Origin of the sequence: Frankia umida (assembly GCF_023242945.1) — a bacterium.
GTDB classification, from domain to species: domain Bacteria; phylum Actinomycetota; class Actinomycetes; order Frankiales; family Frankiaceae; genus Frankia; species Frankia umida.
Genome location: NZ_JALKFT010000050.1, coordinates 1 through 23,958 on the forward strand (window position 1 = coordinate 1; position 23,958 = coordinate 23,958).

12 protein-coding genes are annotated in these 23,958 nt (G+C 72.8%); 1 reads left to right on the plus strand and 11 read right to left on the minus strand.

Going from position 1 to position 23,958, the window contains the following annotated elements; genetic code table 11:
• The 7 genes from MXD59_RS24485 to MXD59_RS24515 form a co-directional block, all read right to left on the minus strand.
• The coding region (locus tag MXD59_RS24485; protein WP_248826940.1) for a non-ribosomal peptide synthetase at positions 1-7,132 on the minus strand (7,132 nt) is incomplete at its 3' end.
• Positions 7,129-12,129 carry a non-ribosomal peptide synthetase gene (locus MXD59_RS24490; protein ID WP_248826941.1) on the minus strand — a complete coding sequence of 1,667 codons (5,001 nt, stop codon included), beginning with the start codon at positions 12,127-12,129 and terminating at the stop codon, positions 7,129-7,131. The genes MXD59_RS24485 and MXD59_RS24490, both read right to left, overlap by 4 nt.
• A 156-nt stretch (positions 12,130-12,285) precedes the next feature.
• Positions 12,286-12,516, minus strand: a complete 231-nt coding sequence (locus MXD59_RS24495) for an MbtH family protein (protein WP_248814591.1) — start codon at positions 12,514-12,516, stop codon at positions 12,286-12,288.
• A 1,024-nt stretch (positions 12,517-13,540) separates the two neighbouring features.
• Positions 13,541-14,605: a phosphatase PAP2 family protein gene (locus MXD59_RS24500; RefSeq protein WP_248826942.1), complete on the minus strand. Its 1,065-nt coding sequence runs from the start codon at positions 14,603-14,605 to the stop codon at positions 13,541-13,543.
• A gap of 115 nt (positions 14,606-14,720) precedes the next feature.
• Positions 14,721-16,112, minus strand: a complete 1,392-nt coding sequence (locus MXD59_RS24505) for an ABC transporter substrate-binding protein (protein WP_248826943.1) — start codon at positions 16,110-16,112, stop codon at positions 14,721-14,723.
• A gap of 748 nt (positions 16,113-16,860) precedes the next feature.
• Complete coding sequence (gene mftD, locus MXD59_RS24510) at positions 16,861-18,039, minus strand: pre-mycofactocin synthase MftD (RefSeq protein ID WP_248826944.1); 1,179 nt, start codon at positions 18,037-18,039, stop codon at positions 16,861-16,863.
• 208 nt (positions 18,040-18,247) lie between these two features.
• The gene (locus MXD59_RS24515) at positions 18,248-19,483 is read right to left on the minus strand and encodes an amidohydrolase family protein (protein ID WP_248826945.1); all 1,236 of its coding nucleotides are present in this window, start codon (positions 19,481-19,483) and stop codon (positions 18,248-18,250) included.
• 273 nt (positions 19,484-19,756) lie between these two features.
• Here MXD59_RS24515 and MXD59_RS24520 point away from each other — a divergent pair, with 273 nt between their 5' ends.
• Positions 19,757-20,467, plus strand: a complete 711-nt coding sequence (locus MXD59_RS24520) for a TetR/AcrR family transcriptional regulator (RefSeq protein ID WP_248814586.1) — start codon at positions 19,757-19,759, stop codon at positions 20,465-20,467.
• Positions 20,468-20,916: 449 nt separating this feature from the next.
• On the opposite strand, the gene mftC is transcribed toward MXD59_RS24520, so the two are convergent.
• From mftC to uppS, 4 genes are all read right to left on the minus strand, one after another.
• On the minus strand, positions 20,917-22,266 hold the full coding sequence (gene mftC, locus MXD59_RS24525; RefSeq protein ID WP_283097455.1) for a mycofactocin radical SAM maturase: 1,350 nt from the start codon (positions 22,264-22,266) through the stop codon (positions 20,917-20,919).
• A 17-nt stretch (positions 22,267-22,283) separates the two neighbouring features.
• Entirely contained in the window at positions 22,284-22,712 is a 429-nt protein-coding gene (gene mftB / locus MXD59_RS27880; protein WP_504858366.1) for a mycofactocin biosynthesis chaperone MftB, read from the minus strand.
• The gene (mftA, locus tag MXD59_RS24535; RefSeq protein WP_248814585.1) at positions 22,697-22,816 is read right to left on the minus strand and encodes a mycofactocin precursor MftA; all 120 of its coding nucleotides are present in this window, start codon (positions 22,814-22,816) and stop codon (positions 22,697-22,699) included. Before mftA ends, mftB begins: the two co-directional genes overlap by 16 nt.
• A 310-nt stretch (positions 22,817-23,126) precedes the next feature.
• Positions 23,127-23,846: a polyprenyl diphosphate synthase gene (gene uppS, locus MXD59_RS24540; protein ID WP_217451582.1), complete on the minus strand. Its 720-nt coding sequence runs from the start codon at positions 23,844-23,846 to the stop codon at positions 23,127-23,129.
• Positions 23,847-23,958 lie beyond the last annotated feature (112 nt).

Sequence of the window (23,958 nt, forward strand, 5' to 3'; positions counted from 1 at the left end):
CCAGCCCGCCGTGGGTGGCGACGACCCCCTTGGGACGTCCCGTCGACCCGGAGGTGAACACGACGTACGCGGCGGCGGCAGCGTCGACCGGTCCGACCGGCAGCCGCCGCACGGCGGCCCAGCCGCGCGGCTCGTCGACGAGCACCATCCGCGCGTCGAGCCCGGCGCACGACCCCCTCGAGGCCCGGGAGGTCACCACGACCGGCGGCGCGGCCTGGGCGAGCACCGCCGAGACCCGCCGCGCCGGATGTGTCGGGTCGACCGGCACGACCACCCCGCCGGCCTTCCAGATCGCCACCCAGGCGATCACCACGTCCACCGAGCGGCCCAGTACCACCGCGACCGGCACTTCCGGTCCGACACCGAGCCCGGCCAGGTGCGCGGCCAACGCGTCGGCGGCGGCGTCGACCGCGCCGAAGGTCATCGTCGTCGACCCGCAGACCACCGCGGTCGCTCCGGCGCCGGCGACGACGGCCTCATGCCACACGTCGATCGCGGTCGTCTCGTCGGACCCGTCGGCCGGTGAGGGAACCGACCGGCCGCTCCAGTCCGCGAGGATGGTGCGGCGTTCGGCCGGGGCCAGCACGTCCAGGCGTGACAGCGACCGGTCCGCGCCCAGGGTGAGCTGGTCCAGGACGGCGAGGACCCGGCCGAGGGTGGCGGCGACCTCGTCCCGGGTGAACAGGTCCGCCCGGTACTCCAGCTTGATCCGCAGCACGTCGGCGTCCGGCATGAGCATGAGCGTCAGCGGATAGTGGGTGTAGCCGCGGGACCAGCCGACCTCGGCGGACAGGCCGCCGGTGCGCGTCGGGTCGAGCAGGTCCGCGGTCTCCAGCGGGAACGTCTCGAACACCATCAGCGTGTCGAACAGCGCCGCGCCACCGGTACCGGCGACGCCCTGGATCTCGGTGAGGCCGACGTGCTGGTGTTCGAGCACCGTGGTCTGCGCCTCGTGCAGCCGGGTGAGCAGCGTGCCGACCGTCTCCCGCGGTGACCAGCGCACCCGCACCGGAATCGTGTTGATGAACAGGCCGACCATGGACTCGACCCCGGTGAGCTCCGGTGGCCGCCCCGACACGGTGACACCGAAGACGACGTCGTCGCGGCCGGTCAGCCGACCGAGCACCAGTCCCCAGGCGGCGCTGAGCAGCGTGTTCAGGGTGACCCCGCGGTCGCGGGCGGTGCGGGCGAGGCGGGCGGTCAGGTCACCGGTCACCACGTCGACGACCTCTTCGGGCATCGACGCCGCTGGCAACGCCGGATCGGCGGCCGGCGCGCCCAGCAGGGTCGGCGCCCTCAGATCACCGAGCGCCGAACGCCACGCGTCCAGGGACTCGACCCGGTCGCGGCGGACGAGCCAGGCCAGGAAGTCCCGGTAGGGCCGCGGCCGCACCGGCCCGGCCGTCCCGGTCGTCCCGGTCGTCCCGGTCTCCTGGTAGAGGGTGAACAGGTCGCGTACGACCAGCGGCGTCGACCAGCCGTCGAGCACCAGATGGTGGTTGGTGACGACGAGGCGGTGCTCGTCGGCGCCCAGCCGCACCAGGGTCAGGCGCAGCAACGGTGGCGTGCGCAGGTCGAAACCGGCCGACCGGTCGGTGGTGAGGAACTCCTCGAGCCGGGCGGTGGCCGCCGCGTCGTCACGCAGATCAAGCTGGTGCAGGACGGGTTCGACGTCGCCGAGGACGATCTGCACGGGTGACCCGCCGTCCCCGTCGTCGTCCGGGAAGGCGGTGCGCAGCACCGGATGCAGCTCGAGCAGGTCGCGGGCGGCGCGGCGCAGCCGGGCGACGTCAAGCGGCCCGCGCAGGGTGACGACCAGTTGGACGGAGTAGAAGTCCAGGCCGTCGGCGTCGAAACGGGCGTGGAAGAGCAGCCCCTGCTGCAGGGGTGACAGCGGCAGGACGTCGACGAGGCCGGGATGGTCGATCTCCCAGCGGTCGATGTCGGCCTGGGTGGCCCGCACCAGCGGCAGGTCGGACGGCGTCCGCCCGCCAGCGCCACCGCGGGTGACCTCGTCGACGAGTTCGGTGAGCGCCGCCGTCCACAGCCGGCCGAGGTCGCCGACCTCGTCGTCGGTGAGCAGCTGCGCCGGGAACTGCAGGCGCAGCGCGAGTTCGGTGCCGTCGGCGCCGCGCAGCGCGGCGACGTTCGCGACGAGCCCGGCGGCCGCGGGCAGCCGCGCGTCCGCGGCCGGTGCGATCCCCCCGAACGAGATCGCGCCGAACCCGAACTCCGCCGCGGCGTCATACTCCCCGCCGTTCTCGCCGGCACCGTTCTCGCCCGCACTGGTGGCGCTGGTGACACTGGTGACACCGGTGGCACCGGTGGCGGCCGGGCGGGGGGCGTCGACGTGGCCGACGTAGTTGAACAGGATCTCCGGTTCGGGGGCCCGGGCGAGCTCGGCGTCGGTGCGCACGAACCGCAGCAGGCCGTAGCCGATGCCCCGGTCGGGGATCGCCCGCACCTGCTCCTTCACCCGCTTGACCAGCGCGGACGCGGGGGCGCCGGCCGGGCTGGCGAGGTCGAGACCGGCCGGGTCGAGACGCACCGGGTACTGCGTGGTGAACCAGCCGACGGTGCGGGACAGGTCCGCGCCCGCGACGACGTGCTCCTCGCGGCCGTGCGCCTCGATGGTCACGACACTCGCGGTGGTGGCCTGCTGGCCGCGGGCGGCCCGGAACCGGGCGAGGGCCAGTCCGAGGGTGGCGAGCAGGACATCGTCGGTGCTGGCGTGGAACGCCGCCGGCACCTCGGTGACCAGCGGCCCGGCGACCGGCGCGGGAATGGTCAGCGACACGGTGCGCACGGTGTCGCGGGTGTCCCGGATCGGGTCGAAGCGCCGGGCGCCCAGCGGCGGCGGCGGGTCGGCCACGATGGCGCGCCACAGCGGCAGTTCGCCCGTGCGGTCCCCGGCGAGCGCGGTGAGCCGCAGCGCCCAGTCCCGAAACGAGGTCCCGACCGCCGGCCGTGTGTCCGCCGGCCGTGTGTCCGCCGGCGATGCCTCGCCGGTGCTGGTCGCGGTGCCCGGCCCGGTGCTGGTGGCGAGGAGGGCGGCGGTGAGATCGTCGGCGAGGATCTGGCAGGAGAAGCCGTCACTGGCCAGGTGGTGGCAGGTGAGCAGGACCGCGCCGGGACGGTCCGCCCCGGTGTCGAACCAGGTCGCGTCGAGGATCGTGCCGCCCGAGCGGTCCAACCGGTCGACGGCGGCGGTGTGGGCCGCCCGCAGCAGCGCCGCGGCCGGCTCCGGCGCGGGTACGACCGCCACACGGTGCACGATCGCGTCGGCGTCCACCGCGCCGACCGGACGCACCTGGAGCCGGTACCGGTCGGCGAGCGCCGGCCCGGACGCCACCCCGCCGGCCTGACTGTCCCCGCCGGCCTGACTGTCCCCGCCGGCCTGGCTCGTCCCACCGTCGGCGGTGGCGGTGGACGCGTCGGCGGTGGCGGGTGTGGAGGTCAGGACGGCGCGCAGCATGTCGTGGCGGGCCAGCAACGACCGCACGGCGGCCACCACGGCCGGGCGATCCGTCCCGGTGGGGGTCGCGACGAGGACGGCCTGGGAGAACCGTTCGAACGGTCCGCCGCGGCTGAGGAAGGCATGCATGATCGGGGTGAGCGGCAGCTCGCCGACGGCCCCGGAACGCGCACCGCCCTCGGCGTCGGTCCCGTCCCCGCCGGCACGGGCACCGGCGGCACCGTCGTCCCCGGCGGCACCGTCCGCGGCCTGGCTGGCCGCGGCGGCCTGCGCGGCGGCGGCCTGTGCGGCGGCGGCGAGTTCCGCGACGGTGCGCAGCTCGAAGACCTGACGTGGGCTGACGGCGAGGCCGGCGGTGCGGGCGCGGGCGACGACCTGGATCGAGCGGATGCTGTCGCCGCCCAGTTCGAAGAACGACTCGTCCGCGCCGACCTCGGGCACACCGAGGACCGCGGCGAAGATCCCGGCGAGGGTCTGTTCGGCGTCGCCGCTGGGGGTGCGACCGCGGGTCCGGTGCGCCTGCGGGTCGGGGGCGGGCAGCGCCCGGCGGTCGAGCTTGCCGTGGGCGGTCAGCGGCATCGCGGCCAGGGTGACCAGGGCCGCCGGGACCATGTGCTCGGGCAGCCGGCTCGCGGCGTGTTCGCGCACGAGTGCCACGTCCAGGGCCCGTCCGGCGACGTAGCCGACGAGATAGGCGCCACCGGGCCGGTCGGTGCGCACGACGACGGCCGCCGCCCGCACACCGGGTGCGGTGGCCAGCACCGACTCGATCTCCGCCGGTTCGATCCGGAAACCACGGATCTTCACCTGGTCGTCGGCGCGTCCGACGAACTCCAGTTCCCCGGCGGACGTCCAGCGGGCCAGGTCACCGCTGCGGTACATCCGCGCACCGGGCGTGCCGAACGGGTCGGCGACGAACCGGGTCGCGCTCAGCCCCGCCCGTCCGCCGTAGCCGCGGGCCACCTGCGGGCCGGCGAGGTAGAGCTCCCCGACGGTGCCGTCGGGGACGGGCCGCAGCCCACTGTCCAGGACGTGGACGGCGAAGCCCGACAGGGCCGTGCCGACGACGCTCACCGAGGTCGCGAGGTCGGTGGCACGCAGCGGCCGGTGCGTGACATGCACCGTCGTCTCGGTGATCCCGTACATGTTGACCAGGCGGGGGCCGTCCGGGCGGCGCACATGCCAGCCGGCGAGCCGGGCCGGGTCGAGGGCCTCCCCGCCGAACACCACCGTGCGCAGCGCCAACGGCAGCGGCCGGCCATCGCCCTGGGACGCGTCCCGTTCGGCGTCGGCGGCGGCGAGCTGGTAGAACGCCGACGGCGTCTGGTTGAGCACCGTCACCTGCTGCTGGTCGAGCAGGTCGAGCAGGTCCACGGGTGACCGGGAGACGTCGTGGGCGACGATGACGAGCCGCCCGCCGTGCAGCAGCGCACCCCACATCTCCCAGACGGAGAAGTCGAAGGCGAACGAGTGGAACAGCGTCCACACGTCGTCCGCGCCGAACGTGAACAGCCCCCCGGCCGCCGCGAACAACGCCAGGACGTTACCGTGGGTGACGATGACGCCCTTGGGCTGGCCGGTCGACCCCGACGTGTAGATCACATAGGCGACCTGGTCGGGATGGGCCACCCGGGCCGGGCGCACCGGTGTGCTCGCGCCGTCGGGAGCCACCCGCGCCACGTCGGCGCCGGGCAGCACCCGGTCGGCGTCGGTGACAACGACGGCGGGCCGGGCGTCGGCCAGCACGAAGGCGAGCCGCTCGGCCGGGTAACGCGGGTCGATCGGCAGATAGCCCGCCCCGGCCCGCAGCGCCGCCAGCGCCGCGACCACCAGCTCCGGTCCACGTTCGCCGATGATGGCGACCAGTGTCTCGGGCCCCGCGCCGAGCGCCCGCAGCCGACCGGCCAGGGCGTTCGCCTGCCCGTCCAGCTCGGCGTAGGTGAACGTGCGCGATCCGGCCACGATCGCGACCGCCCCCGGCGCCCGGTCGACGGCCGCCTCGAAAAGATCCAGCAGACTCGTCGGACCCACACCGCCCGACCCGCTGTCCACTCCGCCGCCCGCTTCGGCGCCCGCTCCGCCGCCCACTCCGGCGCCCGCTTCGGCGCCGGCTCGAGTGTCTGCCGCGGTGTCCGGGCGGGCGCGCCGCACGATCGCGGCCGTCTGCGCGTCGGAGAGGACCCCGATCGAGGCCAGCGGCGCCGACGGGTCGGCGACGAGCGCGTCGAGCACCCGGCGCAGCCGGTCGAGCAGCAGCCGGGCACCGTCCGCGCCGACATGCACCGGGTGGTACTTGAACGTGATCTCCAGCCCGTCGCCGGAGGGCATCACCATCGCGGTCAGCGGATAGTGCGTGGAGATCGGCCGGTCCACGTGGACGGCCCGCAGCCCCCCGGCGGCCAGCGCGTCGTCGATGGCGTTGCCGGCGAACGGGAACGACTCGAACACCAGCAGGCTGTCGAACATCTCCCCGGTGCCCAGACCCACGGCCTGCCCGATGTCGGCGAGCCCGCAGTGCTGATGGTCGAGCAGGTCGGCCTGCTCATCCTGGAGTCGGACCGCGGCCCGCGCGACGGTCTCGGCGGGATGCAGCCGCACCCGCACCGGCAGCGTGTTGATGAACAGGCCCACCATCGACTCGACCCCGGCGAGGTCGGCCGGCCGCCCGGACACGGTCGCGCCGAACACGACGTCGTCACGTCCGACCGTGCGACCCACCACGATGCCCCAGGCGAGCTGGGTGAGCGTGTTGAGGGTGACGCCCAGGGAACGGGCGGTGCGGGTGAGGGCGGCGACGGTCGCCGCCGGCCACGTCTCGACCAGCTCGCCGGGCAGCACGGCGGGAGCGTCCTGCGCGCCCGGCACCAGCCGGGTCGTCTCGGGCGCACCGGCCAGGGCCGCCCGCCACGCCTCGAGCGCGCCGGCGGTGTCCCGTCCGGCCAGCCAGGCCAGATGGTCGCGGTAGGGCCGGGCCGCCGGGAGCGGCGCCAGCCGCCCGCCCGCCGTGGACGCGGCACCGCCCGCGGCGGACCCGGCGCCGCCGGGGGTCGCGCTGTCCGAGGGGTCACCGGTGTCGGCGGCGTAGAGGGTGAAAAGGTCGCGCATCAGCAGCGGCGTCGACCAGCCGTCGAGGACGACATGATGGTTGGTCAGGACGACCTGGTGGCGGTCCGGGCCGAACCGCAGCACCATGGCCCGCAGCAACGGCGGACGGGCCAGGTCGAACCGGCGCCGCCGGTCGGCGTGACGCAGCTCGGCGGCCCGCGCCCGCGCGACCTCGTCACCCAGACCGCTCAGGTCGACCTCGGTCCAGGGGACGTCGACGGCGCGCAGCACGATCTGCACCGGCTCACCGACTTCCAGCACGAACCCGCCACGCAGCGCCGAATGCCGTGTCACCAACGCGTTCACCGCCCGCCGCAGCCGCGCCGCGTCGAGCTCGCCGGCCAGGTCGACGACCAGCTGCGCGATGTAGACGTCCACCCCGACATCCCCGCCGTTGCCGTCCACGGAGCCGTTCTGGCCGGTCGAGCCGTCCCGGCGGGTGGGGTCGTCCCGGCGGGTGGGGTCGTCGGTGAGGGCGGAGTGGAAGACGAGTCCCTTCTGGAGCGGGGACAGCGGCAGAATGTCCTCGATGGGCGAGCCGGCGGCGCTCACGCGTTCCTCCACATCGCCTCGAGGGCGTCGAGTTGACCCTGGTCCAGCGCGACCAGGGACAGGTCGGACGGACTGCGCCCACCGGCACCGTCGCCGGCCCCGTGGCGCACCAGCGCCCGCAGCGCCGCGCACCACCGGTCGGCGAGATCGGCGACGGACGCCTCGGAGAACAGGCCGTCCGCGTACATCCAGTGGGCGACCAGGTGGGGCCCGGCCGGTCCGTCCTCGGTGACGGCGTTGACGACAAGCCCGGCGGGCAGCGCCATGTCCGGCCCGTAGGCGGCGTCCAGTCCGCCCGCCACCAGCCGGAAACCACCGGCTCCGTCGCTTCCACCGGTTCCACTGGTTCCACTGGTTCCACTGGTTCCACTGCCACCGTCGGTTCCGCCGGTGGCGTCGAAACGGCCCAGGTAGTTGAAGCCGAGCTGCGGTTCGGGCAGCGCGGCGAGTTCCCGGCGGGCCTCGGGGTGCAGATGGCGCAGCAGGCCGAAGCCGATGCCGTGGTCGGGCAGTGCCCGCAGGGACTCCTTGACCGCCTTGACGATCGTGCCCGCGCCCGCCCCGCCGCCGAGCGCGTCGGCGATGTCGACACCGGTGGTGTCCAACCGGACGGGATGCTGGCTGGTGAACCAGCCGACGGTGCGCGACAGGTCGCTGCCGGGTACGGCGGCCTCCTGCCGGCCGTGCCCCTCGACCAGCACCAGGGTCGACCGCAGCGGGGTGCCGCGGCCGGCCCCCCAGTCGGCGAGTGCCAGGGCGAGCGCGGCGAGCAGGACGTCCTCGACGCCGGCGAAGAACAGCGCGGGAACGCTGGTCAGCACCGGCTCGGCGATCTCGGTGTCGAGGGTGACGGTGACGGTGCGCGTCGTCGCCCACACGTCCGTGTCGGGTTCGACGCGGCGCCGGCCCAGCAGCGGGTCCGGCCCGGTGAGCAGGTCACGCCACAGCGGTGTCTCACCGGCCCGCCGCTGCTCGGCCGCGCGGGCGAGCCCGTTCGACCAGGTCCGCAGGGAGGTGGCGACCGCGGGCAGCGCGGGTGCTCGCCCGTCGGCGGCGGCCTGCCAGGCGGCGGCCAGATCCTCGACGAGGATGCGCCAGGACACCCCGTCGACGACCAGATGGTGGGCGACCAGCAGCAGCCGTCCCGTCCGGTCGGGGCCGGCGTCGAACCAGATCGCCCGCAGCATCCGCCCGTCGCCCGGTGCGAGTTCGGCGGTGGCCGCCGCCCGCTCCCGGGCCACCTGGGCCGCTGTCTCCTCACCGGTGCTGCCGGCGACGCGGCGCAGCACGTCGGTCGCCCGCACCGTGCCGACCGGGGCGATCTCCAGGGACACCGTCGCCGGGTCGTCCACCCGCAGCCGGGCGCGCAGCGCGTCGTGGCGGTCCAGCAGCGCCTGCAGCGCCTGACCGAGGACGGCCTCGCCGGCGACCGACACCGCGGCGGGCGTCTCGACCAGCACCGACATCCGATGGCCGGCGGCGAGCGGACCGCGTTCGGCGAACGCCCGCATGATCGGGGTGGCCGGCACCGGCCCGACACCGCGCGTGTCGTCGCCCGCGGCGCCCGGCGAGGTCCCGGTGTCCTCGAAGGTCGCCTTCCGCGCCAGTGCCCGCACCGTGCGGTGCGCGAAGACGTCGCGGGGGGTGAACCGCAGCCCGACCTTGCGGGCGCGTCCGACCAGGCTGATCGCCACGATGCTGTCGCCGCCCAACTCGAAGAACGACTGGTCCAGCCCGACCGCCGCACCCCCGAGCACCTCGGCGAACAGCCCCAGCAGCAGTTCCTGGGCCCGCCCGGCCGGCCCGTCCGCCGCCGCCGCGTCCCCGCCTGTCTCCGCGGCGGACGGCGCGCCCTCGGCGGGGTCGGCACCGCCGGGCGCGCCCACCCGCGGGTCACCACCGAACCGCGGCGCGGGCAGCGCCCTGCGGTCGACCTTGCCCGAGGGCGACAGCGGCAGCGCGTCGAGCACCGTCACCGTCGCCGGCACCATGTGCTCCGGCAGCACCGCGGCCAACCCGGCCCGCAGCGCCACCAGGTCCAGCCCGGCACCGGCGGTGGCCTCGGGGACGGTCTCGGGAACGACGTAGGCGGCGAGGTAGCGGCCGCCGGGGCCGTCCGCGCGGGCGGCGACGGTCGCCTGGGCGACGCCGGGCAGGCCGAGCAGCACCGATTCGATCTCGCCCAGCTCCACCCGGAACCCGCGGATCTTGACCTGCTCGTCGACGCGGCCGAGGAACCGCAACGCCCCGGACGGCAGCCGCCGCATCAGGTCGCCGGTGCGGTAGAGCCGTCCGCCGGGGGTGTCACCGAAGGGGTCGGCGACGAACCGGGCCGCGGTCAGCCCCGGCCGGTTCAGGTAGCCGCGTGCGACCTGCACACCGCCGATGTAGAGCTCACCGGGCACACCCACCGGCACCGGTCGCAGCGCGCCGTCGAGCAGGTAGCAGGTGGTGTTGTCGACCGGTGAGCCGACCGGCACCGCCCCCGCGGCGATCGCGTGCGCCTCGATGGGATGCAGCAGGCTGCCGACCGTCGTCTCGGTCGGCCCGTACTCGTTGATCACCGTGATACCGCTGGCGGCCAGGTCATGCCACTGGTCGAGCGCCTCGATCCGCAGCTCCTCACCGGCGATCACCAGGGTGCGCGGGCCGTGCTCGGCGAAACGCACCGACGGCAGCAACGGCAGATGACTCGGTGTGATCTTGAGGAAGGTGGCCGCGCCGACGGCGTGGGAGATCGCGTCCGGCGAGTCGACGCACAGCTCCACCGCGCCACCGCGGACCAGCGTCGCCAGCAGCGGGGTGACGGTGAAGTCGAACGAGATCGACGAGTGCATGAGCGTGTGCCCGGCCAGCCCCGGGAAGCGGCGCACCGCCCACACCAGGTGGTTGGCCAGCGCCCGGTGGGTGATGACCACACCCTTGGGCGCCCCGGTCGACCCCGATGTGTAGATCACATACACCGGATGGTCGGGATGCGGCGCCGTGTCCACGGTGTCCCCGTCCCGCTCCGGCTGGGCTTCGAGTTCCGCGCGGACCTCGGGATCGTCCAACCGGAGGGTCGCCAGGCCCGGGACCGCCGGCAGGCCGGCCGCGGCGGCGGCCGTGGTGAGCAGCAGGTTCGGCTGGGAGTCGGTGAGCATGTGCCGCACCCGGTCAGCCGGATAGTCGGGGTCGACCGGCACGTAGGCCGCGCCGCTGGCCGCGACCGCGAGGACGGCCACGACCATCTCGACCGATCGGGGCACCGCGAGCGCCACCGTCGTCTCCGCCCCGGCGCCACGGCGCACCAGCAGACGGGTCAGCCGGTGCGCGCGGCGGGCGAGCTCGGCGTAGGTCAGCCGGCCGCCGTCGTGCAGCACCGCGGTGGCCTGCGGGGTGGCGGCCACCTGCGCGGCGAACAGCCGCGGGAACGTGTCGGTCGCAGGCGGCGTGAACGTGTCGTTCCAGCCGCGCAGCAGCAGGTCGTGCTCGGCCGCCTCGAGCGTGACGAGTTCGGCCAGCGGGACGTCCGGGTCGGCGGTGACCGCGGCGAGCTGCCGGTCGAGCTGGCCGAGCAGGCCCGCGACCAGCTCCCGGCCCCGCGCGGTGGCCGGATGGTTCGCCTCGACGCTCAGGTCGTCGCCGTCGGTCTCCACCGCGAGGGTGAGGTCGAACCGGGCGTCCTGACCGGGCACATGCCGGCGGGTGGCGCTCAGCCCCAGCCCGCGCAGCGGTTCGAGCACCCCGGAGCGCAGCGACAGCACGACGCTGAACAGTCCGGCGTCGCCGCGGGTGCGGTCCGGGTCGACGGCGCGGGCGATGTCGTCGAGGTCGACATCCTGGTGGGCGTAGCCGTCCAGGCAGACCACGCGGGCGCGGGCGAGCAGGGTCGCGAAGGTGTCCTGCGGTGTGATCCGCATCCGCAGTGGAATCGTGTTGCCGAGATAGCCGATGACCCGTTCGGCGCCGGCGAAGTCCCGGTTCACCACCGGCACCCCGACCACGACGTCGGACGCCCCGGTGTAGCGGTGCACCAGGTCGGTGACGGCGGCGAGCAGCACCATGAACGACGACGCGCCACGCGCCCGTCCCACCGCCCGGACCTGGGCCGCCAGTCCCGGGCGCAGCGTCCGGGACTGGTCGGTTCCCCCCGCCGCCTCGAGCCCGGTGAGCTCCGGCAGCACCAGCGGATCCGGCAGCGGAGCGAGCACGTCCCGCCAGTAGGCGCCCCCCGCCGATCCGCCAGCGCCGCCCGCGTCGATACCCGCGCCGGTGGCGACGACGGCGGCGTACTGGTTCGGTGGCGAGAGCCGCGCGGCGTCGCCGTCACGGTAGAAGGCGACGAGTTCGGCGAAGAAGATCTCGGAGGTGCTGTCGTCCCAGGCGATGTGGTGGGCGACCACGAGGAGGGTCAGCTCGCTGGCACCGGTGGCGTCCACACCGGTGGTGTAGAGACCGACGCGCAGCGGGGAGTCGGTGGCAAGGTCGAACGGGGTCGAGCCGAGCGCCGCGCACAGCGCCCCTGCCCGCGCGGAACGCTCCCCCGCGGGCAGGTCGGTCAGATCCCGCACGTCGAACACCGGGCGCAGCACCGGATGCACGACCTGCCCGAGCTGGCCGTCGGCCTCCACCTGGTAGGTGGTGCGCAGGATGTCGTGGCGCGCGACGACCGCGTCGACGGCCGCCACCAGGGCGTCCACCCGCACCGAACCGGTCAGGTCGAGCGCGATCCGCACGTTGTAGCCGGTGGTGTTCGGGTCGAGCTGCTGCAACGACCACATCCGCCGTTGCCCCGACGACAGCGGCGGCGATCCGGGCGCTCCCCCGGCCACCTCGGACGTCGACCCCGTCAACCCCGTCGACCCCGTCGACCCCACGACCTCGGACGGCCCGCCGGGCATCGGCTCCGCGCTGGAGGCCGGGGTGCGCGGGGCGTCCGCGTCCTGGGCGGCGAGCATCCGCCGCAGCAGCGCGCGTCGTTGCGTCAGGGTGTCCGCACGAGGGTCGGTGGTCACGGGTGGAAACCTCACTTCCTGCCCGGGATCAGCTACCCGGCTTCTGAGCCACTACGGGTGCCCGGCGTCCACCGAAGCGGGACGGGGGCGGAGTGCGCGGACGACGCCCGCGCGGCGCCCGCCGCAGGCGAAACGCCGCGTACGACGGGCGGTAGGTCAGAACGGCTGGGATTCCCCGCGCTCGACCGGGCTGGCGAGACCCACCGGCCGCATGTTCGTCCAGGTCCGTTCGACATGGTCGAGGCACTGCCCGCGGGAATCCGGCCCGAACGCCACCCGCCAGCCGGCCGGGACGTCGAGAAACGTCGGCCACAGCGAGTACTGACCCGCACCGTTGACCAGGGCGAGAAACGATCCACTCGCGTCGTCGAAGAGGCTGCTGGACATGCGGTTCGCACCTCCGGGTCGATGGTTTCCCACAGAAGGACAACGTCTTCGCTCTGTTTCGTCTTCGCCCTGTTTCTGGGCAGGCCGAAGAGAACCTCAGAGCCAGGTGTTCTCAGGCAGCCGAACAAGCGCCGTTCCGTCGCACCGGCGGCCCGGAACAGTCACCCGAAAAGTGTCACGCCGCACCGCGCCGAAGGTCATACTGAGCAGAAACGGATCAGGGGTTCAGGAACCCCGCACCGACGCGGCCACGGCCGGCGGGCATATGCCCACCGCGCGCAGGCGACCGGGGCTGGGTTCGGGCTCACCGAGCCGGCCTGCTCCGTGCCTTCTCAGCGGTGCCCTCCGGACGGTGCCTCCTCGGTGATCCCATCCGCACGCATCACGATCAGGAACAGCCGATCAGACGCAGTCGATCAGAAGCATGCGGTTAAGTAAGCTTTAACTTATCTCCTACAACACTGTCGTAGCTCGCCCACCTTGTCAAGCGACGTGACATTGCTCCCCAGCAGCCACCGCGCACCCCGGGGAAACGATCACCGCGTTCGACCACCCGGCCCCCGGCCGACCGCCTGCCGACGCGGCCGCCTGCGCACCTGGGTCCGCGCCCGTCCCAGCATGGGGATCGGACCGGAGCCAGCCGACACCGGCCGCTACCCGCTGGCCGCTGGCCGTCCTCAGTTCGCGGCCGCCGCCGGATGGGCGATCAGGCGCCGGTCACCTGTCGCTGCACCGAGCGTCACCGTCGCGCACCGCGGTCATCCCACCGAAGACATCGCCTGGTTCCCGGCCGGTGTCATGGGCGAGCAACGCGCTGTCCGGATGTGGCCGCATGCGCCGGGGCAGCGGGATCGCACCGGTGCCGCGCTCACCACCCCGGCAATGCGGCGAAGAATGTACAGCAGTGTGCGGGGCGTCTTCTTCTCCGCGCCACACCAGCGGTCGATCACCACGGTGATGGTCGATATCGATGTCGATTTCGTGGATTCCATCGCGAGGCCGGACCGCCGCCTGCCACCGGCTACTAACCAGCGTGCTCCTGACGGGAATCCTGGTCCTGATGTCCATCCCGCACCGGGCCGGCTCCCCCGACCCCGATCCCGGCCGGCACCGCCGGATCACCGGACCACGCGCTCGCGGCCCCGATGTCACGTCGAGGAGTCACCGGCCGCCGCGCCGCGGAACCGGCGACGACGACGCCTGGCCGGGCGACCCGCCCCCACGGCGACCGGGCCAGCAGCCGACGCCGTAGCGCCGACAGGGCGCGGCCGACCACGATCGCGAGGGCGAGCAGTGCCCCGGCGAGAATCCCGTCGGCCCACCAGTGGTTGGCGGTGACGACGACGACGAGGCTCGTCACGATCGGATGGGCGAGGATCAGCCACCGCCACCGGCTCGGACTGATCCGGATCACCTCGTAGGCGATCAGGCATGCCCAGCCCACATGCACCGAGGGCAGCGCCGACAGCTGCGCCGCCACCCCGGCACCGAACTCGCCGTAGACCGACTGGCCGAGCGCCACCGCCTCGTCCACGAACCCGACGGAGGTGAGCATCCGTGGCGGCGCCGTCGGCAGGAACATGTGAAACAGCAGGGACGACCCGGTGAACAGCACGATCGTCGTGCGCACGGACGGGTAGGCCCGCCGGTGGCGCAGGAACAACCAGACCAGGAACACGTTCATCGCCGGGAAGTGCACCCAGCTGTAGAACACGTTCGCCGCCCGCAGCCACGACTCGTGGTGCAGCATGAACCGTTCCATCGCCAGCTCGCTGGGCAGCCGCAGCATCCGCTCGGTCCGCCAGATCCAGTCGGCGCGTTCCATCGCGCCGCCGACCCGCGTCACCCCGAGGATGCGCGCGATCTGCCACAGCGTGAACAGCCCCAGGATCGTCCCCGCCTCCTGGCTGGCCGCCCCGACGAACCCCAGCACCCGCCGCACCCGCCGACGCCCCACCCCCGACGCCCCACCCCCGGACGCCCGGGGCTCGGACACGCGGGGCTCGGACAGCCTGGCCGCGACCCGGACCACCAGTGCCAGCGCCAGCAGCACGCCGGCCGCGATCCCCGCCTGCTGCCACAGCGGCATCGTCCGCACCCTCCCGCCTGGCGACGGCGCGCCGAGGTTCTCCGAACCGTCACGTTACGTCCCGCCCGGCGCGGGCGCCGTCAGGGTCGGACAGTGCGTCGCGGGCGGTGCGGGGTTACAGGGTGGGGGTCAGTTCGGCGCCGCACAGGCCGCGGTCCTCGGAGTCGAAGGCGGTGGCGGTGGCGTTGACGCGCAGCAGGGCGACGCAGGTGGTCGGGTGGGCCCGGGCGGTGCCGACGTTGGTCGGACCGAGCAGGCCGTCCGCGGTGTAGCTGGTCATCGAGCGCAGGGCGGTGACGAAGGAGGCGCGGGTCGGACAGGGTCCGGCGGCGCGCAGGCCACGCAGGAACAGGTCGGTGTCGATGTAGGACACCAGGGAGCCCTCCTGCCGCGGGTCGGACAGCTGCGGGGCGTAGCGGCGCATCGCGTCCAGGTAGCGCTCCGTGGCCGGGCCACCGGTTTCGAACGGACGGTAGGAGATGGGCACCAGGGTTCCGGCGAGCGCCGTCGCGCCCGTGCGCAGCAGGTCGTGGTCGTAGCCGCCGAGGGCGAGGACCACGTCCGGTTCGCCGCCGGCCTGGTGGATGGCGTCGAGCAGCGCCGGCAGGGCGGCCGAGGCGAGCATGGTGATCACCGTGTCGGCGCCGGAGTCGACGATCTGGGCGGCGAGCGCGCTCACATTGTCCGCACCGGCCAGATAGGGAGTGTCGCCGACCACATCGACACCGACCGCCCGCAGGCTCTGACCGATCCGGTCGGCGGCCCCGGCCACACCGGAGGACATTCCCGTACGGACGACGTACGCCCGCGTGCCGCCCCGGGCCACCACCGCGCGGCCATAGGTGTCGACCGCGCCGCCAACGGAGTTCACGATCCCGAACATGTTCGGGCTGCGCAGCCAGACATCCTCGGTGGCCGAACCGACCACCGGAATTCCCCGACTGGCGAGAAACGGCGCGCTTCCGGCCGCGGCGCTGGTGAACTCCAGCAGGCCGAACACGCCCTGGCCGTTGACCAGGTCACGTGCGGCGATCAGGTTTCCCTGCGCGGTGCCCACATCATCTCGCCAGGTGTAGGAAATCCTACGGCCGTTGATTCCCCCAGCCGCGTTGACGGCGCCGATACGTGCGTCGACGCCCGCCCGCACGGCCCGGTAGCCGGGCGCCAGCACCCCCGAGTCGGGCAGCACCAGACCCAGCCTGATCTCGTTCTTCGTCAGCCCCGGGATGCTGGTCGTATCCCCGCACGACGATGCGATACCGGGCGTGCGGGTGCAGGTCGAGATCCCGACCAGGAGCAGGGAGAGCATCGCCGGCAGCCCCATCCACGCCGCCAGCCGCCCCGCCTCCCGCCGATGCGGCCGCGTTCCCCGCGCGATCGCCCGCAGCCGCCCGGCCGCCCCCGATCCCGCAAGCCGCGACCCCGAGATCCCCGTCCCCGAGATCCCCGTCCCCACACGTCGCCGGGCCGCCCGTCGCAGCGTCGCAGCTCGCGACTGCGCAGGCATCCATGCCCCCGACCATGAGGCCGGCACCCGCAACGCCCGCAGCCGCTGGGCCGCCCGCAGGGACATCGGCACCCGTGCTGCCACCAGCCGATGGCTCGGTGTCCGCGAGCCCGCGACCCGCATGGTCGGAATGCGCGGGGTCGGAATGCGCGGGGCCGGAATGCGCGGGGCCGACAGAGCCGGTGAGGGAAGGCGCAGGGCCGGGATGCTGGGGGTGCGCGGGCCCGGCCGGTGCGGGCTCGGCGGGGTCATTCGGCATGCGCATTCACGCCGGTCATTCCGCCGCCGGGCCGCCGGAAACAGCGTCCGGCCTGGAGCACGGGCCGCCGGACCAGCCGGCCGGCCGGCACCACGACGCGACCGCGGAAAGGATTCTCACCACCGACCACCGGGAGATTCTCCGGGGATTCCACCGGAACGTTCGGCATGCTGTCCGGTCCGGAAATGACCTCATCCGGACGCCGGGGGGCGGGGACCAGGGGGGCCGCATTGCGAGGGCGACAGGGCATGCCACTATGGTGCACACCCCAGCAGACACGGACAACCGTGCAAGTCGGTTTCGCCCCGGGTGCAACCGGGCGTTGCACCCGCCTTTACTTCCACCCGGGGCGGCCGAGTTTCCTGCCGATAACTCGAATGTATCTCACGCGTTTCTTTCCGCGTACATCCGATCGAATCGCGCCCTACCTGCGATCCGGTAGGACAAACCGTCAAAAGGGTTTACGGTGAAGCCGGCGAACCGCTAGGGTCAGAGCTTGCGGTCCAACGCGAATCCGGCCGGGACGAGCAGGTCCTCGGGCGACAGTTCGTGTACCGAGGAGTGGCCCAGGCCAAGCAGCGTCTCGCTCACGCCCTGGCGGAGGATCTCCAGCACGTTCATCACGCCGCGCTCGCCGCCGGCCGCCATCCCCCACAGGTACGCCCGGCCGACCATCACCGCGCGGGCACCGAGGGCCAGCGCCTTGACCACGTCGCTGCCACGGCGGATGCCGCCGTCGAGCACGACCTCGATCTGGTCACCGACCGCGTCCACCACACCGGGCAGGCAGCGGATCGACGCCGGTGTGGTGTCGACGTTGTTGCCACCGTGGTTGGACACCGAGATGGCGCTGGCGCCGACGTCCACCGCGCGGCGGGCGTCGTCCGGCCGGGTGATGCCCTTGATCATGAAGGGGCCGTCCCACTGCTCGCGCAGCCAGGCGAGGTCCGCCCAGGTGGGTGGCGGGGTGCCCATCCACTGGCCGTAGGCGCCGAAGAAGGTCGGCGGGGTGGCCTCGCGCGGCCCGAGGTTGGGCACGCCGAGGTCGGGCAGCGACCCGCTGCGCAGCCAGGTGGCCAGGTAGCGCGGCTTGATCGCGACCTGCGGGGCGTACCGGGCCATGGCCTTGAGGTCGAGCTTGTCCGGGATGAACGGGCTGCCCCAGTCCCGGCGGGAGTCGAACACCCAGTCGAGGGTGACGATGAGTCCCTTGGCGCCGGCGGCGCGGGCCCGCTCGGCGCGGGCGAGGATCTCCTCGCGGGAGCCCAGCCAGTAGGTCTGGAACAGCAGCTTGTCGATGGTCTTGGCGACCTGCTCGACCGGCTTGGACGCGAACGCCGACAGGCCCATCGCCGTCCCGGCGCCGGCCGCGGCCCGGGCGACCGCGAGCTCCCCGTCGGGGTGCACCGCCTGCACGCCGGTCGGGGAGATGATGACCGGGAAGCTGATCTCCTGCCCCATCACCGTGGTGGACAGGTCTCGGGTGTGCGGCAGGTCGGCGACGTGCGGGCGGACCTTGAGCTCGGCGAACGCGGCGAGGTTGTCGTCCATCGTCACGCCGGCCTCGGACCCGGCGACCAGCGCCAGGTAGACGCCCTTGGGCAGCCGCTTCTTCGCCCGCCGCTGGGCCTCCGCGACCGTCTCGAACCAATCCTTCGTGCTGGCCATCGCACTCCCGCCTCGTCCACCAGGGGGCGCCGTTTAATTTGGCACCGAGTGCCACTGTAACCGCGGGCCCCGTCCGGCGCATCCGGCCGCAACGCGAGGACGGGGCGAGTCCCGTGGGACCCGCCCCGTCCTGGTGCGGTCAGGGCGTCCTGGGACGCCCGCGATCAGCTGGTCATCGGCCGCCGGTCAGCCGGCAGCCGGGCAGCGGTCAGGCGGTGACCAGGGCCTTCTTGGCCGGGTCGACACCCATGATCTTGGCGAGGTTCTCGCCCATGACCTTGCGCTGGTCCGCCACCGGCAGGCTCTCGATCTCGTCGACGAAGGTCACCGGGTCGAACAGGCCCTCGGGGTGCGGGTAGTCCGAACCGAAGACGACGTTGTCGGCGCCGATGGTCTGCACCAGGCTGACGACGTCCTCCTCGTGGAAGGGGTGGACGAAGATGCTGCGCCGCCAGGTGACCATCGGGTCCTCGTCGAACATGCCCGGGCTGCGGTCGTAGTGCTTCTGGAACTGGTTGACCAGCGGACGGACCCAGGAGCTGCCGTTCTCGACCGGCAGGAAACGGATGGCCGGGAAGCGGGTGGCCAGACCGTGGGCGATGATCGAGGTGACGACGTCCTTGATGTAGCGGTGCTCGCTGTTGAGGATCTGCGAGAAGGCCGACGGCTTGCTGTCGAAGGGCAGGAACTCGCCGCGGACACCCTCGAACTCGTTGATGTAACGCTGGAAACCGTCGTCGGAGGCGTGCATGCCCACGACGACGCCGGACTCCTCGACCCTCTTCCAGAAGGGGTCGTACTCGGGCAGCGCGAACGAGCGGCGCACGCCGCCGTAGCCGGGCACGGGTGCCGGGCGGACCAGGATCGCGCGGGCGCCGCGCTCCAGGACGTAGTCGAGCTCCCGCAGCGCCTTGTCGACGAACGGCAGCGTGATCACCGGAGTCGGGAAGATCCGCTCCTCGAAGTTGTACGACCAGTGCTCGAACATCCACTCGTTGAGGGCGTGGACGACGACGACGGTCGACTCCGGGTCGTCGGCCAGGCGCTCCTCGAGCAGGCTGGCCAGCGTCGGCCACATCATCGCCCGGTCGATGCTGAGCTCGTTCATGAGCTCGAGCCGGTCGGCCGGGTTGAAGAACGCCGGGAGGGCCTTGATGTACCTGGGCGGCGGGGCGGCCTCGATGTCGCCGGCCTTCGTCTTGGACGACGGGTTCTTCAGCCGGAACTCGATCTCCTGCGCGCCGGGGGGCGCCACGACGTTGAACGTCGGGTTCGGGATGTACTCGCTGATGACGTTCCGCAGCGCGATCTTGGTGCGACCGTTGATCTGGACGTACTTCACCAGGCCGGCGTGGCTGGCCGGAAGGTACTTGGTGAACGCGTCGGTCGTCTCGTACATGTGATTGTCCGCGTCGAAGACGGGGAAATCGAGAACTCTGGACATTCGCTACTCCTGGTGCGCTCTCACCGAGTGGATGACGTCTGGAAGCACGGCGACGGGCCGCCGGTGGGGCGGGCACCGTCCACGCCGAGGGTGACGGCGCAGCCGGTGCCGGCGGTACGGATGGTGGTGGGTGACCGGCGAACGCGGTCGATTGTCCGGGACGCTCGCGGAAAGGGCGGCCGGCCAGGCAGACTGTGAGGCACCGGGCACGAACACCGCATGCGGATGGCCGCTCGGGCGCGGCACTGGTCGGGGCGCAAAGGAGAGCGACACGTGGGACGGCCCAAATCGCCACTGGTGGACCGCAGGGAGGCGATCGTCAAAGCGCTCGACATCATCGACGCCGAGGGGCTGGCCGCACTGAACCTGCGCCGCCTGGGCACCGAACTCGGCGTGAGTGGCGCGGCCCTCTACCACCATTTCACGGACAAGGACGAGATTCTGCGCGGCGTCGTGTCCATGGTGCTGTCGCAGGCGGTCCTGCCGCAGGACACCACGCGCAGCTGGGAGGAGATCCTCGTCGAGTCGACGACCAGCTTCCGTCACGTGCTCGTCTCGCACCCCAACGCCGCACCCCTGCTGGCCCCCGGCAGCCTGCCCACCAGTTACAGCGGTAACACCGCCCGCGAGCACATGGTGGGACGGATGCTCACCGGCGGTGTGCCCGATCACCTGTGCTACCCGATCATCGAGAGCGCGGAGATCCTGGCGTTCGGCTCGGCGCTGATGAACCCCAACCGTCTGCCCGTCGCCACCCGCCTGGGCCTCGACTCCCCCAGGGCCACCGAGCCGGGTGCCGCGAGCGGTTCCGACGGCGGAGCCACCACGGGTGTCGGGCCGACCGGTATCGACCGGACCAGAAACCTGCGCCGGGTGATCGAGGCGACCGGGAGATCCGTCGACCAGACATTCGATCTTCAGCTCGCCGCCCTGATGCGGGGCTGGAAAGCCCTGATCGAACAGGAAGCGCGCGACCAGCCGTAGCGGGGGCGAGAACAGCGGCGCGTGCGCAGCGTCCGGCACCGCGACGAGCGCCCGCGGGAGGCGAGGTCCGTGACCTGGCATCAGCCCCACTCCCTCCCACTCCGTGCCGCTACCTGGTTATCTACCTACATACCTGCATACCGACCCATTCACCCGCCAGCAACTTAACAACGTTAAGTTTTGGTGCGGTGTTCCCTCGGTCAGTGCTCCCCGGACGTACACCGGCTACACCGACATACCCCGGATCACCACCATGCCCACAGTCCGGCCGCCACCGCAACTGTTACCAGCCCACCGGGTTCGCCCCTGGGCGCCGGACCGCGGGATCGCGGGATCGCGGGATCGCCACAGGCCGTCCGTGCGCGAAGGCACGGGCGGCCTGTGATCGACGTTCGGCGACAGGTCTGGGCGGCCTACCGGCGCGTCCGGCCACCGACCCATCCGGTGGATCAGGGCCTGACGGCCGCCGCGACCGGATCGAAGCCGGCGAGCGGGTCCTCCTGGCAGGCGCTGACCGGGGGCAGCGCGGGCGAGAGCGTGCTCGGGGCCCGCCCGATCGTCACCGGCACCGGCCCACCGCCACCCCGGCGACCACCGCCCGACCGGGACCGGGAACTCGACCGGCCAGCCGCACCGCCCACCTGCGTCGGACGGGAGTGGTCGACCGTCGAACGCGGCGGCGCGACCTCACCGCGGGCCAGCAGCGCGTCCACCCCATGGCCCTGGACGCACTCGGGATCGGGGCCGTCCAGGGGCAGACCGGTGAAGAACTTCGCCGCCATGCAACCGCCGCGGCAGGAGTCGTAGTGCCCGCAGGACGCGCACGCCCCGCCGGTCTGCGGCTCACGCATGACCTCGAACAGCTCCGACTCGCGCCACACGGTGGTGAAGCCGCCGGTGTCGCGCACGTTGCCGGCGAGGAACTCGTCGTGGATGGCGAACGGGCAGGCGTAGACGTCCCCGACCGGGTCGATGAGGCAGACCACCCGGCCGGCGCCGCACAGGTTGAGCCCGGGCAGCGCCTGACCGTAGGCGGACAGGTGGAAGAACGAGTCGCCGGTCAGCACGTTCTCACCGGCGGCGACCAGCCAGTCGTAGAGCTCACGCTGCTGGGCGGCGCTGGGATGCAGCTCGTCCCAGGTGTCGGCGCCGCGCCCGGACGGACGCAGCCGGGTCAGCCGTAGCTGCGCGCCGTAGCGGTTCGCGATCTCGGCGAACCCGTCCAGCTGGGAGACGTTGTGCCGGGTGACGACGACGGACAGCTTGAACCCGCGGAACCCGGCCGCGGCCAGGTTCTCCATCGCGCGGATCGCCATGTCGTACGAACCCTCGCCGCGCACCGCGTCGTTGATCTCGGCCGTCGCACCGTCGAGGGAGATCTGCACGTCAACGTAGTCGCTGGCGGCCAGCCGCTGGGCCACCTCGGGGGTGATCCGCACGCCGTTGGTGGAGAACTTCACCCCGACGTGATGCTCGGTGGCGTAGTCGACGAGCTCCCAGAAGTCGGCGCGCACCGTCGGTTCGCCGCCGCCGATGTTGACGTAGAACACCTGCAGCCGCTCGAGTTCGTCGATGACCGCCTTGCACTCGTCGGTCGAGAGCTCCCGCGGGTCACGCCGCCCCGAGCTGGACAGGCAGTGCCGGCAGGCCAGGTTGCAGGCGTAGGTGAGCTCCCAGGTCAGACAGATCGGCGCCGCGAGCCCCCGCGCGAAGTGGTCGATGAGCCGCGTCGGCGCCACCGCACCGGATGTCGCCGCCGCACCGGATGTCGCCGTCGCACCGGATGTCGCCGTCGCCATACTGATCGTCGTGCTGGTCACGGACCGCTCCCCTCGACGAGCATCTGGGACGCGGCGAGCGTCGCCAGTGCCCCCTGATATCGGCCGAGGTCAGCGGCGGGCAACCCCACCGCAGCAGCCGCGGCCCGCACCGACTCGTGCGTCGCCAGCGCCTCGACCAGCGCCAACAGCCCCGGCTCCTTCAGGAACGACAGCCGCCGGGTGCCAAAGTGGTAGAGCAGCGCGCCGAACGACTCAGGCCGCACGGACACCTGCGGATGCAGCCGCCACGCCCGGTCCAGATCGAACCCGCGGGGCGTCGCGGCCGGACCGGGAGCCGCCGCGGAGGCCGCGTCCGCCCCACCTGCGCCGCCGGCGACGCTGCCGGGGGTCGAGGGAAGGACGGACGCGGCCGGTCCGGCGGATCCAGCGGACGTGGCCGGATCGGCGCTCAGTAGACGCCGCACATGCCGTCGATGGAGACCTCCTCGACGAGAAGATCCGCCACGATGGGCGCCTCCGCCTCGGATGCCTCGACGGTCTGGTCGATCTGGATCGCGGTCGGTTCCATACACACTCCCCTGGGCCGCACAGCCAAGATCCGGACGGCTACCAGCCCGGATGGTCACGCTCCGGACAAGGGCGGTCCGGACGCCGATGGCCTGGACGGTTGCTGGTCCGGACGGGACCTTTTCCTGCCCCGCTGGGGCAGAACTGTAGTGGCACCGGGTGCCAAAGAAAAGCGGTTCACCCAAGCTCGGCGAAGATGGCCGCAAGCCCGCCAGACCCTGCCACCACCCCGCCAGCCACGCGCCGTCGCGGTCACGTCACCACCGTGGGAAACGCGCGTGGACAGCCCGGCTGGCGCCGCGCGAGACCGGCTAGGAGCCGTGGCGGCGTTCCCGGGCGGCGAAGCTGCGCAGTGCCCGAAGGAAGTCGATCTCGCGGAACGCCGGCCAGTAGGCCTCGCAGAAGTACAGCTCGGAGTAGGCGCTCTGCCACAGCAGGAAGTTCGACATGCGCTGCTCGCCGGACGTCCGGATCACCAGGTCCGGGTCCGGCTGCCCGGCCGTGTACAGGTTGCGGGCGATGTCGTCCCCGGTCAGGGCCGCGGCCACGTCCGCCAGCGAGTCGCCGGCCTCGGCCCGCTCGTACAGGTGCTCCCGAATCGCCTCGATGACCTCCTGGCGCCCCCCGTACCCGACGGCGAGCGTCACATGGAAGCCGGTCGTGCAGGTGCGGGTGGTCTCGACCGCGTTCTTGAGCACCCGCGCGGTCGAGTCGGGCAGCACGTCGAGCATGCCGGCCAGGTGCACCCGCCACCGTGCGTCCGGACGTGCCAGCCGGTCGGACACCACCTGCTCGATCACGCTCATCAGGTAGGCGACCTCGGCGTCCCCCCTGCTCTGCAGGTTCTCCGTCGAGCAGACGAACACCGTGACGTGGCGGATACCCACCGCCTCGCACCAGGACAGCACATCCTCGGCATGCTCGGCGCCGTAACGATGCCCGAGGCTGGGGTTGGCCATCCCCATCTCCCGGGCCCACCGCCGGTTACCGTCCATGACCAGGCCGACGTGGGCGGGCAGCGGCCCGTCCATCACCTGCCGACGCAGCCGCCGGGTGTAGAACGCATAAAGTGCCCCTATGTCCTTCGTCAAGCCGGTGAGGGGGTCGGGGCCTGGTAGAAGGTCCCATCGCGAAGCATCGCGT

Coding starts and splice junctions, on each gene's coding strand:
- mftC (WP_283097455.1), bottom strand. CDS start 22,266: ATGGCGACGGCGACATCCGGTGCGACGGCGACATCCGGTGCGGCGGCG.
- MXD59_RS24515 (WP_248826945.1), bottom strand. CDS start 19,483: ATGTCCAGAGTTCTCGATTTCCCCGTCTTCGACGCGGACAATCACATG.
- mftA (WP_248814585.1), bottom strand. CDS start 22,816: ATGGAACCGACCGCGATCCAGATCGACCAGACCGTCGAGGCATCCGAG.
- MXD59_RS24495 (WP_248814591.1), bottom strand. CDS start 12,516: ATGTCCAGCAGCCTCTTCGACGACGCGAGTGGATCGTTTCTCGCCCTG.
- MXD59_RS24500 (WP_248826942.1), bottom strand. CDS start 14,605: ATGCCGCTGTGGCAGCAGGCGGGGATCGCGGCCGGCGTGCTGCTGGCG.
- MXD59_RS24505 (WP_248826943.1), bottom strand. CDS start 16,112: ATGCCTGCGCAGTCGCGAGCTGCGACGCTGCGACGGGCGGCCCGGCGA.
- mftD (WP_248826944.1), bottom strand. CDS start 18,039: ATGGCCAGCACGAAGGATTGGTTCGAGACGGTCGCGGAGGCCCAGCGG.
- uppS (WP_217451582.1), bottom strand. CDS start 23,846: ATGGACGGGCCGCTGCCCGCCCACGTCGGCCTGGTCATGGACGGTAAC.